A 14,653-nucleotide genomic window follows, 5' to 3' on the forward strand; every position below is an offset into this window, starting at 1 on the left:
GCGGGTGGCGCGGCGCGACATTACCAAAGATTAACAGGACAATCATCGCCGCGGCATTTAGCTGTTTCAGGGTGTTCCATCTGTGAGGCGCCTCCCATGCCCGGACTTTTCTCCCGCTACGCGACCCCTTGCTGACCGGTCTTTTCATCGTCTCGCTGGTCTCCGGCATCGCCCTGTTCTTCCACTGGGGGCAGGGGCTTTTCCACGGCATGCACGAGTGGCTGTCGATGGTGCTGATCGCGCCGTTCGTGCTGCATGTGTGGAAGAACTGGAAGCCGTTTCTCGCCTATTTCAGGCGCACGCCCATGGCCGTCGCCCTGGCGGTCTCGGTGATCGCGGCGGTGCCTTTCGCATGGCCGACATCCGGCGACGCGCCGTCGGGCAATCCCATGGTGATGGTGCTGCGGTCCGTGCAATCGAGCCCGCTCGAGGCGGTCGCGCCGGTCTTCGGGCACACGCGCGAGACGCTTGTCGCGGCGCTTGAGCAGAACGGCTACTCGGTGCCGTTGGATGCGCTCAACCTGCAGCAGGTGGCGGCCGCCAACGGCAAGTCCGATCGCGACATCGCCGGCGTGCTCGCGCACCTTAAGGATTGAGGCGCGCCCGCTGAGCTTGAGGAAAGACCCCCGAACTCTTGTTCGTCATGCTCGGGCTTGTCCAGATCACCCATAAGTTATTGAAAAGAATGGATCCTCGGCACAAGGCCGAGGATGACGATCGAGGGTATGAGCCTTGTCCGCAAGTGCCGTGCGGACCTCAGGCCCGCAGCGCTACTTCGTCGCCGCCACGATCTCGAACATCACCTTGACGCCGCCGGCGACGGTGGCTTCCGAAATATCCTTGCCGATGGCGTAGTCGCCGCGCAGCACCTCCGCCGTGCCGGAGGCGGTTGCCGTGTCGCCGTCGATCGTCAGTGTGAACGGCAGCACCATGGGCATGGCGATGTCCTTGATGGTCAGGGTGCCGATGGCCTCATAGGCGCCGTTGCCGGTGTCGATCACGTCCTGCGCCTCGAAGGTGGCTTTCGGGAAGGCGCCCGCGTTGAACCAGCCCTCACCGGGCAGCATCTGGGCGGCCTGCGCGTTGGCGCTGGTCACCGAGCCGGTGTCGATGGTGACGCGGATCTTCGCCGCCGCAAGGTCTTGGGGTCGAAGTCGATCTCGGCGTCCCAGGTCCGGAATTGGCCCGGCACCGCGGCGCCCGCCTGCGAGGCCTCGAAGGTGAGGCTGCTGTTGTCGTGATCGATCTGCCACTGGGCGGCCTGCGCGCCGGTGCTTGCCAGGCCGAGGCTGGCGGCGAGAGCGAGAATCTTCAGCATGGGGATCTCCAAAAAAGGTCACGCGCCGCGGGCGTAACGCGGCGATGTCATGCGCCGCACCGTGTCGTCGCGGGCAATCAGGTGGTGCTTGAACGCGGCAGCTATATGAAGGCCGAGCAGCGCGATCAGGCCCCAGGCGAGAAGCTCGTGCGCCTCGCGAAAGACCCCTCGACCGCCGCCTTGGAGCCCAGCGCGTCGGGGATCGGCAGATGCGGCATGGTGAGCGTGCCAAACAGCACCGTGGGGATGTTCCACGGGCTTGCCGAGACCATCGCCCAGCCGGTGAGCGGTATCGCCAGCATCAGGGCGTAGAGGCCGGTGTGGCCCAGATGCGCTGCGCGCTTTTCCCAACGCGGCATGGTGGCGGGCAGCGACGGCGAGGGGTTGGCGAACCGCCAGGCGAGCCGCAGGCCGGCCAGCGCCAGCGCCACAAACCCGAAGGACTTGTGCAACTGGTAGAGCTGGAAAGTGGCCGGGTCGGCCTGCGGCAGTTCGTGCATGTAGAGCCCGAGCCCCAGCATGCCGAGGATCAGCACGGCCATTGTCCAGTGGAACGCGATGGCGATGGCGCCGTATCCGGAAGGGCTGTTGCGCAGCATGGTCTGTCCTTGGGCGGTGGGGCGGGGACACGCCGCGGGCGCGGCGTGTCTTTCAGCGGCTTACTTCTGGTTCAGTTCCAGGTCGATGCGCACCGGGATCTCGTCGGAGACGGCGGGCACATAGGTCGACATGCCGAAGTCGCTGCGCGTCAGCGTGGTGGTGCCGACAAGGCCGATCGTCTGAACCTGGGTCGCCGGGTTCGGCGCGCTCTTGTTCACGGTGAAGGTGATGGTCACCGGCTTGGTGACGTCGAGCAGCGTGAAGTCGCCGGTGACATCGAGCGTCGTGTCGCTGGTCTTCTCCACCTTGGTGCTGGTGAACGTCGCCTTGGGGAAGGCCTCGACGTTGAAGAAGTCGGCGGTCTTCAGGTGTTCGTCGCGCGGATCCCAGAAGGTCTCCAGGCTCGCCGTGTCGATGGTCACCGCGACCTTGGAGTTCTCCGGCGCTTCCTCGTCGATCACAACGGTGCCGTCAAAATCCGAGAACCGGCCGTGCACGGTGGAATAGCCGAAATGGTTGACCGTGAAGGTCAGCGCGGCGTGGCTGTGGTCGATGGCGTAGTCGACCGGTTCGGCGCTGGCCGTGCCGGCGAGAAGGGCAGGGGCGGTGAGCAGGCTGGCGGCGAGAAGCGCGGTGGAGAGACGGGACATGGAAGGCTCCTGAAACGGGTGCATGACGTGTTTTGGTGGCGCGGGCGCAAGGCAACGCGCTCGCCCTCACATCGCGTCGCGCATGCTGCACTGCAACTGCACGCACTGTTCAGCCGTGGCGAACAATCGGGTCGCGGTGTTGGCACGCTTGCTGTTGCGGTGGGGGACGGCCGTGGCGGTTGACCGAAACGGCCGTCGCGGTCACGGTATGCGCCGAATCCGGATCCTGTGTCCGGCCAGCCAGTCAACCGTCATGAGGACCAATAGATGGACGAACGCGAGCGCCACGCGATGGGCATGAAGACCCGCCGCACGGTTCTGGGCAATGCGCATGTGGACCGCGCGGATGCCAGCAAGACCTCGTTCTCGGAGGAATTCCAGGATCTGATCACCCGCTATGCCTGGGGCGAGATCTGGACGCGCGAGCGCTTCGACCACAAGACCCGGCGGCTGCTGGTACTCGCCATGATGGTGGCGCTGGGGCGCTGGGAGGAATTCGTCATGCACGTGCGCGCGGCCCTGTTCGAGGGCGAGCTGGAGCCCGATGACATCAAGGAAGTGCTGATGCAGTCGGCCATCTATTGCGGCGTGCCCGCCGCCAACACCGCCTTCAAGGAGGCGGCGGCGACGGTGGCCGAATACGAAAACAGCAAGGCCTGAGCGCGTCACACGGCCATCCGGGCCGCGGTGCGGCTGGCGGTGGTGCGCCCGGGATGGCGGCGTCGACACGCGCGCCGCGGATCAAACGAGGGGGAAGCAATGATCGATTTCTATTCCTGGACGACACCGAACGGCCGCAAGGTCTCCATCATGCTGGAGGAATGCGGCCTGCCGTACGAGACGCATGCCATCAACATCATGCAGGACGAGCAGTTCGCGCCGGAATTCCTCGAAATCTCGCCCAACAACAAGATTCCGGCGATCGTCGACCGCGAGACGGGCACCACGCTGATGGAGTCGGGCGCGATCCTGCTGTATCTGGCGAAGAAGACCGGAAAATTCCTGCCCTCCGACGAGGCCGGCTACTGGAAGGTGATGGAGTGGCTGATGTGGCAGATGGGCGGTTTCGGCCCGATGCTGGGTCAGGCGCATCATTTCGTGCACTTCAACCCCGACAAGGCGCCCTACGCGACCGAGCGCTACAAGAAGGAGGCGCGGCGTCTCTATGGCGTGCTCGACAGGCAGTTGGCCGACAATGATTATGTCGCGGGCGACTATTCCATCGCCGACATGGCGATCTGGCCCTGGGCCTCGCGCTTCGAGTGGCAGGACGTGGATCTGAACGACTTTCCCAGCGTCAAGCGCTGGTATCTCGACGTGGCCGCCCGTCCCGCCGTGCAGCGCGGCTATCAGGTGCCCAAGGACATGGGCCCGATCCCGATGCCGTGAGGAACAGCGCGACAGGGCATCCGGCCCGGCCGGCCCGGATGCTTCCGGACGGTCGCGCTGACCCGGACGGCGCGCCCGGCCCTCGTGAATTGCCGGCGAAAGCGGGTCGATTTCAGCGCGAATGCCACGCGCACTCGGCAGGCTTTGTCGGCGTTTTCGGGCGTGCTTGCGCCCATCGGTCGCCGAAAATCATGTGGAAAGGCACCTCCACCCTTGCGCCGCCCGCCGCACTCCCTTACAGACGGAATTGGAGAGGTGGCCGAGTGGTCGAAGGCGCTCCCCTGCTAAGGGAGTAGGCGGGTTAAACTGTCTCGAGGGTTCGAATCCCTTCCTCTCCGCCATTTGCCCAAACGAAAGCGCTCTCCCGATCCGGCTGCGGCCGGATTTTTGCGTTGTTTTCGAGGGTTATGCGGGAGGGGCTGAGCACCGGTCCTGGTGTCAGGAGGCCCAGAGGCGTTCTCTCCGGGCCCATATTCTCCGGACCTCATGACTGCGCCGTTTTGGTGAATTTCTTGCAAATACCTGGAATTGCGAGTCTTTTTCGAGTCTGCGGCTGAGCACTTCGACGTCAGTGGCACTTGGCTTATGGAACCAAGATCCAAACCTGAAGGGGAGCTTTTTCCATTTGATGCGCGAGCTGACCGAACAACTCATGATTGCGATACACCCTACGTGATACCGATAGCTTCCTCGATGGCGCGGCGGATCACTGTTCGCCCAGATCCAGATGGATTTCGGAAACGCTCCGTTGCGAAGTCAATCGGGCGCGCGCCCTCCAGAAGCGCTGTGAAAAACCCAACGCTGATATCCTTCGCCTCCAGTGATTGCCCGGCGACTTTTCGAAGTATGTCGAAGATGGCCTGAACGCCAATTGTCCGGAATATGAAGGATTCCTCACTGGCATTCTTCCAGAAGACATCCTCACTCGCTTTGAGATAGTTCAGAACCATTTTGTAGATAAGCGCGTCATTTCCTTCGATGAAGACCTCGCGGAGCGGTGAGCGATCGTTTGGTCCGTCCTTCAATCCACGGCGCGGTCTCGCCTCGTCCTTTCGCATAAGATTGGCGTCGCGCTTCGGATTGCTTGAGAACAGGCGAAGGATTCCATCTACGATCACGGCTGTCGAAACACGCCAATTCGCCTCCGCCGCCAGTTTCTCAAGGGCGACATCACGCTTCGGCGCAACCATGATCCTTCCCTGAAGCGGCGAGTCGGAATCAGTACCGAGTTTACGCGTGAAAAATACGGCCAGCTTATCTGGCGTCCAGTATTCCTCAGCCTCGTCCGATACGTTGTAGCCGAACAGCTCATAGGTCAGACTGCGGTCCACACGCTTCTGCGTCGAATTGATAGTGGCGAAAACTTGAGCCTGGAGCGCCTTAGGCAGATCGAGGAAAACCGAACATAGCAAAGTCATGCTGTCCATGGCATCAGCTTCGGCGCGAGCGAACGAAAAGAGCCGATGCTGGCCATCGATAATGGCAGCTAACTTCTTCGAAGACGGGATTGTGAGCTTGTGGCAGCCATCTTTAGATTCGGTGATCGACCAGACGTCCGATCTAACAAGCGGAACCCCTTCCTCGTCTGAGGACATGTATTCCAACTCGCCTTGATCGAAACCGGTATCAATATCATAATTTGCGGCCACGATGATCGAATTTGGGAAGGCGGAATCCACACGGTTGATGTAGGATGCAATCTCGTTCAGGCGCTTGTCTTGGATGAGACGCTGGGTACCTTCAAGAGTGTAGCCGCTGCCATCCTGCTTCATAGTCGCTCGCATCCGGTCACTGGCGGCAACTTGCAGAAGAAGTTCTGCCGGGAGGGCAACAACGAAAAAAGTGCCTAGGCGTTGGTCGACACGAAGGGCGTGGGTCTCATAGGGGAAGCTGAATTTGGTCATTCTGTGAACCCAGTTGTACTGCCTGGAAGCTTGCGGGTCACACTACCGCCAACGGCGTCTTCAGGTTTGGGCTTCGTTTTTAGGTCTGGGTTATCTGCGTTCGCGACTGTCCAAATCCAAAGCCCAAAAAGCGACAAAATAAATGACAACGAAAAAATATGCTTCGGCCCCTCTTGGCGGAATTCTTGTATGCCAAGAACAGCCGCTGCAATCAACATTATCAAAAGTGAGCTGATTGCAAAGACCGCCATCAAGGTTTTCGAATTCTTGACTGCCTCAAGCGTGAGCTGTAAAGACGCGGCACCTATTAGTGCGGGATAGAACACAGCCAATGCGGCACGCACACCCTGTAAGCCTTGGACGTCCAAAGGGCTTCCCGAGAACCAATACTTTACAATCTCCACAAAGACGCCAAAACCACTGAAGAGGACTACGCCAAAAACTAGATAGAAAATGAAGGTCAGATCGGACAAGGGCGTTTTCGTACGGCGCCTCAACTCTTTAAGAAACTCACGATTATATTCGGAGTTTGTTTTATCCACTTCACTCATTTGATTACCAGGCTCTGATCTTCTTGGTGTTTTTGTCGAACCGCACGAAGCACTGGCCTGTCTGAAGGTTCGTAAGGTTGGCACCCTTGCCGAGAACGCGCGCTGCAGCCCCTGGCTTTGCGTTGGTCGCGAACGCTGCGACCAAGCCCATGTTGTCCAGGAACTCATCGTCTTCGCCGGAAAAGTCATCGGGAGATTGAGAGACCAGCATAACAACGCCGCCTTTGGATCGGCTCATACGGATCAGACGAGATAGCGAGGGCAGCTTGGTCCCGAGGATCTGGTGCGCTTCATCGATCATGCACAGGATGCGAAGACCCCGCGCGCCATCTGGGCTTGTCTCGGCATCCACAAGGCCATTCAGATACTGGTCCAGCGCATCCAGCAGTAGGTTGACGACAATTGTACGACTGTCTTCCGGGACGTTTGGCGGCAGCTTGATGATCCAGCTCTTCTGGAAGAACTCCGCCGGAGAGAACTTTGGCTCGAACAGCGGAAACCGGCACAACTCTTCCATGCTTGAAACGGCGCCGTCTTCCTTGACCTCATGCTCCTGATAGACATCATGCAAGCGGTCGCGGATGTGCCGCAGTTCACAGGGTTCCTCCGAGGAAAGCGCTCGACTGGCCGCTTCATGGACGTAGTTGCGCTGGATGTTTCCCAGCTTTGAGCCCTTTAGCCGCGAGAAGGACTCGCGGAACCGCATCGCCGCCTCGTCAATCCCGAACTGGTCTTTCTGCGAGAGTGCAAGAACATCGAGCGGGATGGGCATGCGCGGAGGCTCGATTACCTGTGCCTCAAAGGCTTCACCGAGTGCGGTTTGAGCCTTCGTGCCAGTAAAGCCTGCGAGGTCCCCCTTGAAATCAAAGGCCAGCAGCGGCACCGGAGCCTGCTCACGAATGGAACGCAGCATGGCGGCTGCCATAACCGTCTTGCCCGAGCCGCTACCGCCCATGATTGCCGTGTGGGGCGCGCCACCCTTACCATTCAGGCTCCAAAAGACCTTTTCCTTGGTGGCGACATCCTCCCCGATCTCGCCGAGGGGAACTTTGATCTCGCCGCTGGAGAAAGTGGCGCCGGATGCGCCCGCGCCGCCGGACGTCGGCAAACGGCCTCCCGCTGAGGGAAGTTCAGCCACGTCTACAAGACGCCGGATAAATTGTCCGAGATCGGCTCCAGCCTGTTCCCACTCGTCGTCTAGCTTTGCTAGCCCACGCCGCCAATGGGCACCGACCAGCGTGACAAGTCTTTTGATATCGACGTCCGGCTCCCCGGCACGCTCCACGATCAGCGCCAGCCATACGGAAAGCGCTGTGCCTGTGCCGAAAAGCGTGTCGCCCTTGATCACTTTTCCCGGCTCCAGCTCATCAGCTGAAAGGGAAATTGGAGCGCTCATCGCCAGGGAACGCGAGATTGCTAAGCGGGCGGGGAGATAGCGTTTGCGCATCCCAAGCCGCCCCATGAAATCTGTGTTGAGCTTGTCGCTGTCGTAATCTGTGCGGAAGTTGGCGCCCGCGACTTCAACGAGGGAAATGCTCATGCCTGTCCTCCCGTCTCGTCAAAGTATCCGGGACGAACCGTGGACTAACCGATATCACCAACCCGCTCAAAGTGGACCAGATACTTTTTCTGCACGTGCGGCGCAATTTCCCGAAGATACTCTCCCACGACTTCGGTGTTTGTGGAGAGCAAGATAACCTGATGTTCGCGCTGCACGAGATGATTCAGCACACCCTTACGATGCTCGATATCAAGACGTCCGAGCGGCGTATCGACCACCATTGGAAAGCCGCGGCCCGAAACCGACGACACGGCAGAGATCAAGGCTTGGGTGAAGATTTGCTTTTCACCAGCCGAGAGGTCGTAACCACGCAAGTCAACGCCAGCAGCATTTAGGAGCTTCACGTCGCAATTCTCATCGATGGCGATACGCTCCACCAGGTCTTTCTTGTGTGCCATAGAGCGGTGCGCCGTCGTCATGGCCGCCGCTATTGCGTCAATCTGGCTTGGCACTGCTTTTGCCACGATCTGGTCGACCATCATCGCGACCTTGTTCGCACGCGCGGCGCGCCGGGCGGACGGGGCAGCTTGGTCAAGCTGACCAGAGAGCTTCGTCAGATCCGTATTCTTCTGGCCAATTTGGCTTTCCAGCGAGGCCATCTCACGCCGCAGCGCCCCGATCTCCTGATCAAACCTCTGAAGTTCGCTGCCGACATGGGATAGGCGCTCGCGCTTCGTATCCACATGTGGTGCTACCGCTTCGGTGCGCATGACTTCATCTTGCAGACGCTTAAGCGCCTCTTCGTTGGCTGCAATGCTGGCCAACAGTTCGACAATCGCCGGCGCTCCCAACTCATCCAGCTCTTCGAGCCGGTCGATCACTTTGGAGCGTTCCAGCTCATTCAGGTATGGGTGCAGATAGACCTCTGCACAGTTGTCGGGAGGCGGATACCAGAGCTTCTCCCAAGCACTGCGAGCGCTGTTCAAAACGCCTTCTCGCTGGCCACCCGTGAGCGCCGGATCAAGCTCCTGCATGCCGGCATCGACCGAGGCAAGGAAACGCTCCAGATTGCTGTCTCCCTGGCTTTTCCCATTCTCCCAGCGCTCGAGCACGCCCTCGCTCAGAAGCCGGGCCTTGACGCTCTTTCGAAGCGGTAGGCCGCACAGCGCCAGCGCAAGGTCTTTCATCATCAGATCTTCGAGCTGTGCATTTCCGTCTTCAATAGCGCGCTCATAGTTCTTGATCTGCTCGAATTGTTCTTGAAGTAGGGCCTGCGAACCAGCGCCAAAGCTGGCCAGTTCGCGGATCAGATGCTCCTGCTCTTCCTTTAGAGCGGCGCGACTGGGTTCTATTTCGGCCAGACGAGTTGACTTCTTGTCATACTAGAAGGTGAGCGTGTGTCGCTCGAGTTCCAGCTTTTCGATAGTCTTGTCGGAAACGTTCGGGGACTCCTTGCGCCGAACTTCTGCATAGGAGCGCAAGTCCTTTGCAAGTTGTTTCAGAACTGGAATACCGAGCAGACCTTCGATGCCAGCACGAACCTGCGCCGACATCTCCCGCTCTGCAAGCACGCTCACCTGTTCGCCATCGAACATGAAGAAGTGCGCCAATGTGAAGGGCAGAAGATTTTCTGCAATGTACTCGCGAAACCAATCTGCGCGGTCGTTTCCCTGCAACGCCCCTGGGCCAACGGCCTTGCGGGTTGAGCCCTCGTAGATGTGGATTTCCTCATCTTGAGGGCGATACGCGCCAGAGTCGCTGAAATGCCAGATGCGCTGAATTTCAAGCGGCTCATCATTGTCGTCGGTGAAGATCAGTTTCACAGAACAGGACGTACGCCCCGCCGCAGTTGCGCCACCATGAAGCGCTTTCTCTAGAAAGTTTTTGTAGGAGGTAGCGAGACGCTCCTTGTCCGCACCTGAAAACGGCGAACGGGCGATCAGCGGCAGGCCATCCCGCCCGAACATCCCAAGCACAATGGCCTCAAAAAGACTTGTCTTGCCGTAGCCATTGGGGGCGCCGATCAAAACGATATTTCGACCGCTTGCCGGTGCCGGGAAATCAAAATTGGCCGTCGTATAGGCCTTCCAGTCCCGCAACGTGATGTGTGAAAGATGCATGGGCTGTTATTCGTCCACTTGAATGCGGTCAAGGATATCGTCAAAGGAATCCCACAGGCCAGCTCGGCGTTGCTTTCCCGTTTGTTCAACCTCAGCCTGTACCAGCTCTTCAAACTCGGCGAAAAGCATCCCATTGGCCTTGCAGGCATCCTTGATCATGGTCCGTCCATCTGGATTATCGAGAAGCACAACAACATTTCGCGGCATCTACTTGTCCTTCACGATTTCACGGACACTCATTGTCCTCGACTTGCTGTGGCCCGCGATCTCTTCGGACCAAATCTGGTGGATGAGATCAACTTCTTCCTCTGTGATCAAGCTTTGTCCAGTCTCCTCCTCCAAGCCGCGGAGCCGTTCGAAAACCTCAGCGCGGGTCTGGAGGGTAAAGGGGCCAGGGATAAACGTTCCGCCATCCGTAATCGTGATGCGGCCGTCACGTCGCCGGGCTTGGCGGCGCTCCTTCTCGTTGCGGATCGAAACCAGCCAGTCCCGGAAGTCCAGAAGGGGCGTGAATTCGGCGTAACCGGACTCTACGAAGCCCTCAAGGCTCCGGTCTTTCTCCACAACCGTGCAGGTCCAGCAGCCAAAGCGCGAGGACGTCGTACCGCAGGACGGTGCATCATCCTTGGAGGTGACGACCGGGCACTCCCCACCGCTTGCATTGCGATAGAGACCGATAAGCTTGAGATGCGAACCGCCCCAAGGCGGTTCGTTAAGGGCCAGAAACTCCCAGACATCATCGGTATGCAGTTCGACAATGGGTCGAAAGACCATGCAGCCAACAAGATCGTTGTGCTTGTTCAGGCGCTCTCCATTGTCATAGCGCCCTACCGAGGCGGCGCGCGTCGCGCTCTCTGATCGGCGCACCCCGAGCAGGAGAACAACCTTTCCGGCTTGGTCAACCTGGCTCTTGATGTACCGGCTGGTGGGAAGGATTTTCATCCGATCTGTACACCAGCGGAACGAGCGATTCGGGGAAGGATAGCCCCGGCCAATCAGGTTTACCCAGAAGGACTGGTCCGGCGAAGGCCGCGTGATCTTGGTGATGACCGGAAGCCTGAACGCGCTGGCCGCTCCTTCGATCTCTTCCATGCTTTCGATGATGTGCTGGACGACAAGAGGGCTTTCGACCAGAGTGTCGTTGGCCACTACGTGCACCGGACGCGTGCGCTGCGAAGGTGGAAGGGACAAAAGCATCTCGAACACGAGATGCGTGACCAGTGTGCTATCCTTGCCCCCGGAATAGCCGATGATCCAAGGCCAATCGTGATCTTGGCGATACTCATCGAGTAGTTCTGCCTGAATAGCATCAAAGAGCGCTGCGCTCTCATCTTCAATGGCGAGTGCTTCAGCGCCGTCCATCAAACTACTGTCCCCCTTGTGTAGGCGCGATTCACTCGCTTTATCTGTGTCTTGTGTAGCAGTCTCCGCGACCCACTGTAAATTGGAGATGTCGCCAGAGCCGAGCCGATTCTGTGCTGGGCGGCCGAGAATGACGCTTGTGCGGCCCGTGTGGGCGTCAAGGGCGCCGAGTAAGCAAGCTTGATGGTTGTTCCGATCACTCCACCGGAACCGGCTCCAGCAACCGCGCCAGCGTCACCTCCGGCCCCTGTCGCCCGTCCAGGATTGCCTCGACGATGTCGGGCGCGAGCAGAGTTAGCTGCAGGACGCGGGTCATGTAGGAGGAGGCGATCCCTTCGCGCTCGGCAAGCTCGGCGATGTTCGTGAACTCGCCGGATTCCAGCATGCGTTTCCAGCGAAATGCGCGGGCCAGCGCCTTGATCAGCGTGTTGTCGGTCTTGCGCTTTTGAGGCGAGTCCTCAGACAGCTGCATCTCCTTGCGCCCGCCGCGCTTCACGACACGGAACGGGACATGGAGTGTCACCGTCTCGGGGATCGGCGTCGCGCGGGTCATGCTGCCGCGCCCATGTCGCCGGCCGGCAACTCGCGCGCGAGGCCGTGGAGGCCATCCACCCGCAGCCGAATGTCGAGCCCCTCGGCGCCGATATCGACTCTCTCGATCAGCAGCGCCACGATGCGCGCCTGCTCGGCGGGAAAGAGTTCGTCCCACAGCGGGTCAAGCTGTTGCAGGGCGGCGCGGGCGTCGGCCTCGGTGATGTCGCCGTCTTGCGCCCGGGCCGCCTTCCAAGTCCCCGCCACGATCTCGGGCTGGCGGAACACGACGCGGAACTGGTTGATGACGGCGGCTTCGATCTCGCCCGCAGGAACGCGTCCGACCGGACACGACCCTGCGCCATGCTTCAATACCGTCTGGCTGACGTAATAGCGGTAGAGTTTCCCACCCTTCCGGGTATGCGTCGGCGAGAACGCGGCACCGTCCGGGCCGAACAGCAACCCTTTCAGCAGCGCGGGCGTGTCGGCGCGGGTGCGGGCGGCGCGCTTTCGGGGCTCTCTTGCAGAATGACGTGGACCTTGTCCCACGTCTCGCGGTCGATGATGGCCGCGTGCTCGCCGGGATAGCTGTCGCCCTTGTGGACCGCTTCGCCGATGTAGGCGCGATTGTTCAGCATCCGGTAGAGGTACTTCTTGTCGATCCGGTTGCCGCGCGGCGTGCGGATACCGCGCGCGCCGACCTTCCGCGCCAGTTCCGTGCAGGATCCGATCTCGAGGAAGGGGGCGAAGACCCAGCGGACATGCTCGGCGCGCTCATCGTCGATGACCAGCTTCCGGTTCTCGACGCGGTAGCCGTAGGTCACATACTCATAAAACGGGATTCCCTTGGCGCGAGAGTTCTGATTCACTGACCATCATCAATGGAGGTCAGGATGGCTCGCTTCGATCTGACGGATTTCGAGTGGTCTGTGATACAGCCGCTTCTGCCGACAAAGGTGCGTGGGGTCCCGCGCGCCGATGACCGCAAGGTGCTGAACGGCATCTTCTGGCGGCTGCGCACGGGAGCGCCTTGGGCCGACATTCCGGCGCGCTATGGCCCGTACACGACCTGCGTCAACCGCTTCAACCGCTGGCGCAAGGCTGGCCATTGGGCACGCATTCTTGAAGCGGTATCAAATGCTTACGACGGTGACGTGCAGATGATCGACTCGTCATCGATCCGCGTTCACCAGCACGCCGCCAACGGCCAAAAAAAGAGGAGCGATCCCGTTGCATGGGTCGCTCGCGCGGCGGACTGACCACCAAGATCCATGCGCTCGTCGACGCCGAGGGCCGGCCGATCCGCCTCAAGCTGACCGAAGGCCAGGCCCACGACGGACGCTCGGCCGCCGACATGTTCGAAACGCTCAAGGCCGGTCACATCCTGCTCGCCGACCGCGCCTATGACAGCGATGCCTTGCGCGCCGAAATGGCCGCGCGGGGCGCATGGGCCAACATCCGCGCCATGCCGAACCGCGTCAAAACCTTCCCCTTCAGCCCCTGGGTTTATCGGCAACGCAACGCCGTCGAGCGTTTCTTTAGCAAACTCAAACACTTCAGGGCCATTGCCACACGATACGACAAGCGCGACGCCAATTTTCTCGCGTCAGTCCAACTCGCTTCAATCCGCATATGGCTGCGAACTTATGAGTCGGTCACCTAGGGCGGGACGCCGCCCATCCACATGCCCTTTCTGCGGCTCGCGGCGACCTTGTCGCGGATGCGTTCGGCCGTCACCTCGCGCTCGAACTGCGCGAACGACAGCAGGATGTTCAGCGTCAGCCGACCCATGGAAGTCGTCGTGTTGAACGACTGCGTCACCGAGACGAAGGTCACCCCGTTCCGGTCGAACACCTCGACCAGCTTGGCGAAATCGGCGAGCGAACGACTGAGACGGTCGATCTTGTAGACGACGACCACGTCGACCAGCCCGTCCTCGATATCCTCCAGCAACCGCTTCAGGCCGGGGCGTTCCAGCGTACCGCCCGAAATGCCACCGTCGTCATACTGATCGCGGACCAGCACCCATCCCTCGGACCGCTGGCTGGCGATGTACGCCTCGCAGGCCTCGCGCTGGGCGTGGAGCGAGTTGAACTCCTGCTCCAGCCCTTCCTCACTGGACTTCCGGGTGTAGACGGCACAGCGCAGCTTGCGGACGACCTTCGATTTCTCCGGCGGCTTCGTCATGTCCGCCCCCTGTGGTTCTTGAGCCCGAAGAAGACCCAGCCGTTCCAGCGCGTCCCGGTGATGGCCCGCGCGATGGCGGACAGCGACTTGTAGGGCCGCCCCTGCCATTCGAAGCCATCGGCGGTGACGGTGACCACCTGCTCGACACCCTGCCATTCTCGCAGGAGGCGCGTGCCAGTGATCGGGCGGTCACGGTCGGCGCGGATGCCGCGCTTGGATCGGTCGCCGCCGTCCAGTTCCTCACCGAGCCGCTCCAGGCGCCGGACCGTCTCCGGTTTCAGTCCGCCATAGGCCAGTTCCTGGATACGATAGGCGATGCGGCTTTCGAGAAAGCGCCGGTTGAACGGCGGCGGCTCGCTGTCGAACAGGTCGCGCCACTGTTGCTTCAGATCGGGCGTCGGCGTGGTCTTGAGCGCGGCCAGGCGCGCGGGGATGGGATCGGGCTTGTTCATGCATTTCTCCGGTGAGTTGGAGTTGCATGACGGCATTGGTCGGGCGGATAGTGTAGGCAACGTTCTCCAGTATCGTCAGATACTTCGC

At 60.5% G+C, this 14,653-nt stretch carries 18 protein-coding genes, 1 tRNA gene and 3 pseudogenes; 5 read left to right on the forward strand and 17 right to left on the reverse strand.

What is annotated here, in order from left to right:
- Positions 1-128: 128 nt before the first annotated feature.
- Entirely contained in the window at positions 129-596 is a 468-nt protein-coding gene (locus D1F64_RS08925) for a DUF4405 domain-containing protein (protein WP_248304678.1), read from the forward strand.
- Between the two features lie 174 nt (positions 597-770).
- Here D1F64_RS08925 and D1F64_RS08930 read toward each other — a convergent pair whose 3' ends face one another.
- The 5 genes and pseudogenes from D1F64_RS08930 to D1F64_RS08940 form a co-directional block, all read right to left on the reverse strand.
- Positions 771-1,097 carry a YceI family protein gene (locus D1F64_RS08930; RefSeq protein ID WP_248304679.1) on the reverse strand — a complete coding sequence of 109 codons (327 nt, stop codon included), beginning with the start codon at positions 1,095-1,097 and terminating at the stop codon, positions 771-773.
- On the reverse strand, positions 1,094-1,318 hold the full coding sequence (locus D1F64_RS24400; protein ID WP_248304680.1) for a hypothetical protein: 225 nt from the start codon (positions 1,316-1,318) through the stop codon (positions 1,094-1,096). The genes D1F64_RS08930 and D1F64_RS24400 overlap by 4 nt, the downstream gene beginning before the upstream one ends.
- 18 nt (positions 1,319-1,336) lie before the next feature.
- Entirely contained in the window at positions 1,337-1,573 is a 237-nt protein-coding gene (locus D1F64_RS25380) for a cytochrome b/b6 domain-containing protein (RefSeq protein ID WP_346432314.1), read from the reverse strand.
- Between the two features lie 29 nt (positions 1,574-1,602).
- Positions 1,603-1,917: pseudogene (locus D1F64_RS25385) on the reverse strand (cytochrome b/b6 domain-containing protein); the annotation flags it as partial.
- Between the two features lie 60 nt (positions 1,918-1,977).
- On the reverse strand, positions 1,978-2,568 hold the full coding sequence (locus D1F64_RS08940; RefSeq protein WP_117412159.1) for a YceI family protein: 591 nt from the start codon (positions 2,566-2,568) through the stop codon (positions 1,978-1,980).
- A gap of 267 nt (positions 2,569-2,835) precedes the next feature.
- Here D1F64_RS08940 and pcaC point away from each other — a divergent pair, with 267 nt between their 5' ends.
- From pcaC to D1F64_RS08955, 3 genes are all read left to right on the forward strand, one after another.
- Positions 2,836-3,228: a 4-carboxymuconolactone decarboxylase gene (gene pcaC / locus D1F64_RS08945; protein WP_117412160.1), complete on the forward strand. Its 393-nt coding sequence runs from the start codon at positions 2,836-2,838 to the stop codon at positions 3,226-3,228.
- A 99-nt stretch (positions 3,229-3,327) separates the two neighbouring features.
- On the forward strand, positions 3,328-3,957 hold the full coding sequence (locus tag D1F64_RS08950) for a glutathione S-transferase N-terminal domain-containing protein (RefSeq protein WP_117412161.1): 630 nt from the start codon (positions 3,328-3,330) through the stop codon (positions 3,955-3,957).
- 249 nt (positions 3,958-4,206) lie between these two features.
- Positions 4,207-4,298: transfer RNA gene (locus D1F64_RS08955), tRNA-Ser, on the forward strand.
- Positions 4,299-4,625: 327 nt separating this feature from the next.
- On the opposite strand, the gene D1F64_RS08960 is transcribed toward D1F64_RS08955, so the two are convergent.
- From D1F64_RS08960 to D1F64_RS24415, 10 genes are all read right to left on the reverse strand, one after another.
- A complete protein-coding gene (locus D1F64_RS08960) occupies positions 4,626-5,861 on the reverse strand; it encodes a DNA phosphorothioation-associated DGQHR protein 1 (RefSeq protein WP_117412162.1) in 1,236 nt (411 codons plus the stop codon).
- Complete coding sequence (locus D1F64_RS08965) at positions 5,858-6,412, reverse strand: hypothetical protein (protein WP_117412163.1); 555 nt, start codon at positions 6,410-6,412, stop codon at positions 5,858-5,860. Before D1F64_RS08965 ends, D1F64_RS08960 begins: the two co-directional genes overlap by 4 nt.
- Before the next feature lie 4 nt (positions 6,413-6,416).
- Complete coding sequence (locus tag D1F64_RS08970; protein ID WP_117412164.1) at positions 6,417-7,952, reverse strand: type IV secretion system DNA-binding domain-containing protein; 1,536 nt, start codon at positions 7,950-7,952, stop codon at positions 6,417-6,419.
- A gap of 44 nt (positions 7,953-7,996) precedes the next feature.
- Positions 7,997-9,103 carry a hypothetical protein gene (locus tag D1F64_RS08975; protein WP_117412165.1) on the reverse strand — a complete coding sequence of 369 codons (1,107 nt, stop codon included), beginning with the start codon at positions 9,101-9,103 and terminating at the stop codon, positions 7,997-7,999.
- 192 nt (positions 9,104-9,295) lie between these two features.
- Positions 9,296-10,033: an ATP-binding protein gene (locus D1F64_RS08980; RefSeq protein WP_117412166.1), complete on the reverse strand. Its 738-nt coding sequence runs from the start codon at positions 10,031-10,033 to the stop codon at positions 9,296-9,298.
- Positions 10,034-10,039: 6 nt separating this feature from the next.
- Positions 10,040-10,192, reverse strand: a complete 153-nt coding sequence (locus D1F64_RS08985; protein ID WP_248304681.1) for a hypothetical protein — start codon at positions 10,190-10,192, stop codon at positions 10,040-10,042.
- A gap of 48 nt (positions 10,193-10,240) precedes the next feature.
- Positions 10,241-11,395, reverse strand: coding sequence for a DNA phosphorothioation system sulfurtransferase DndC (gene dndC, locus D1F64_RS08990; RefSeq protein ID WP_117412168.1), 1,155 nt, complete (start codon positions 11,393-11,395; stop codon positions 10,241-10,243).
- A gap of 196 nt (positions 11,396-11,591) precedes the next feature.
- Positions 11,592-11,948 carry a hypothetical protein gene (locus D1F64_RS24405; protein WP_117412169.1) on the reverse strand — a complete coding sequence of 119 codons (357 nt, stop codon included), beginning with the start codon at positions 11,946-11,948 and terminating at the stop codon, positions 11,592-11,594.
- On the reverse strand, positions 11,945-12,388 hold the full coding sequence (locus tag D1F64_RS24410; RefSeq protein ID WP_248304682.1) for a zinc ribbon domain-containing protein: 444 nt from the start codon (positions 12,386-12,388) through the stop codon (positions 11,945-11,947). The genes D1F64_RS24405 and D1F64_RS24410 overlap by 4 nt, the downstream gene beginning before the upstream one ends.
- Before the next feature lie 5 nt (positions 12,389-12,393).
- Entirely contained in the window at positions 12,394-12,795 is a 402-nt protein-coding gene (locus tag D1F64_RS24415; RefSeq protein WP_248304683.1) for a recombinase family protein, read from the reverse strand.
- A gap of 24 nt (positions 12,796-12,819) precedes the next feature.
- Between D1F64_RS24415 and D1F64_RS09005 the strand changes: the two are divergent.
- A pseudogene (locus tag D1F64_RS09005) lies at positions 12,820-13,589 on the forward strand (IS5 family transposase).
- 5 nt (positions 13,590-13,594) lie between these two features.
- On the opposite strand, the pseudogene D1F64_RS09010 reads toward D1F64_RS09005, so the two are convergent.
- Together D1F64_RS09010 and D1F64_RS09015 are read right to left on the reverse strand one after the other, a co-directional pair.
- A pseudogene (locus D1F64_RS09010) lies at positions 13,595-14,113 on the reverse strand (recombinase family protein); the annotation flags it as partial.
- The gene (locus tag D1F64_RS09015; protein WP_117412171.1) at positions 14,110-14,565 is read right to left on the reverse strand and encodes a DUF2924 domain-containing protein; all 456 of its coding nucleotides are present in this window, start codon (positions 14,563-14,565) and stop codon (positions 14,110-14,112) included. The pseudogene D1F64_RS09010 and the gene D1F64_RS09015, both read right to left, overlap by 4 nt.
- Positions 14,566-14,653 lie beyond the last annotated feature (88 nt).

This window comes from Breoghania sp. L-A4 (assembly GCF_003432385.1).
Lineage (GTDB): Bacteria > Pseudomonadota > Alphaproteobacteria > Rhizobiales > Stappiaceae > Breoghania.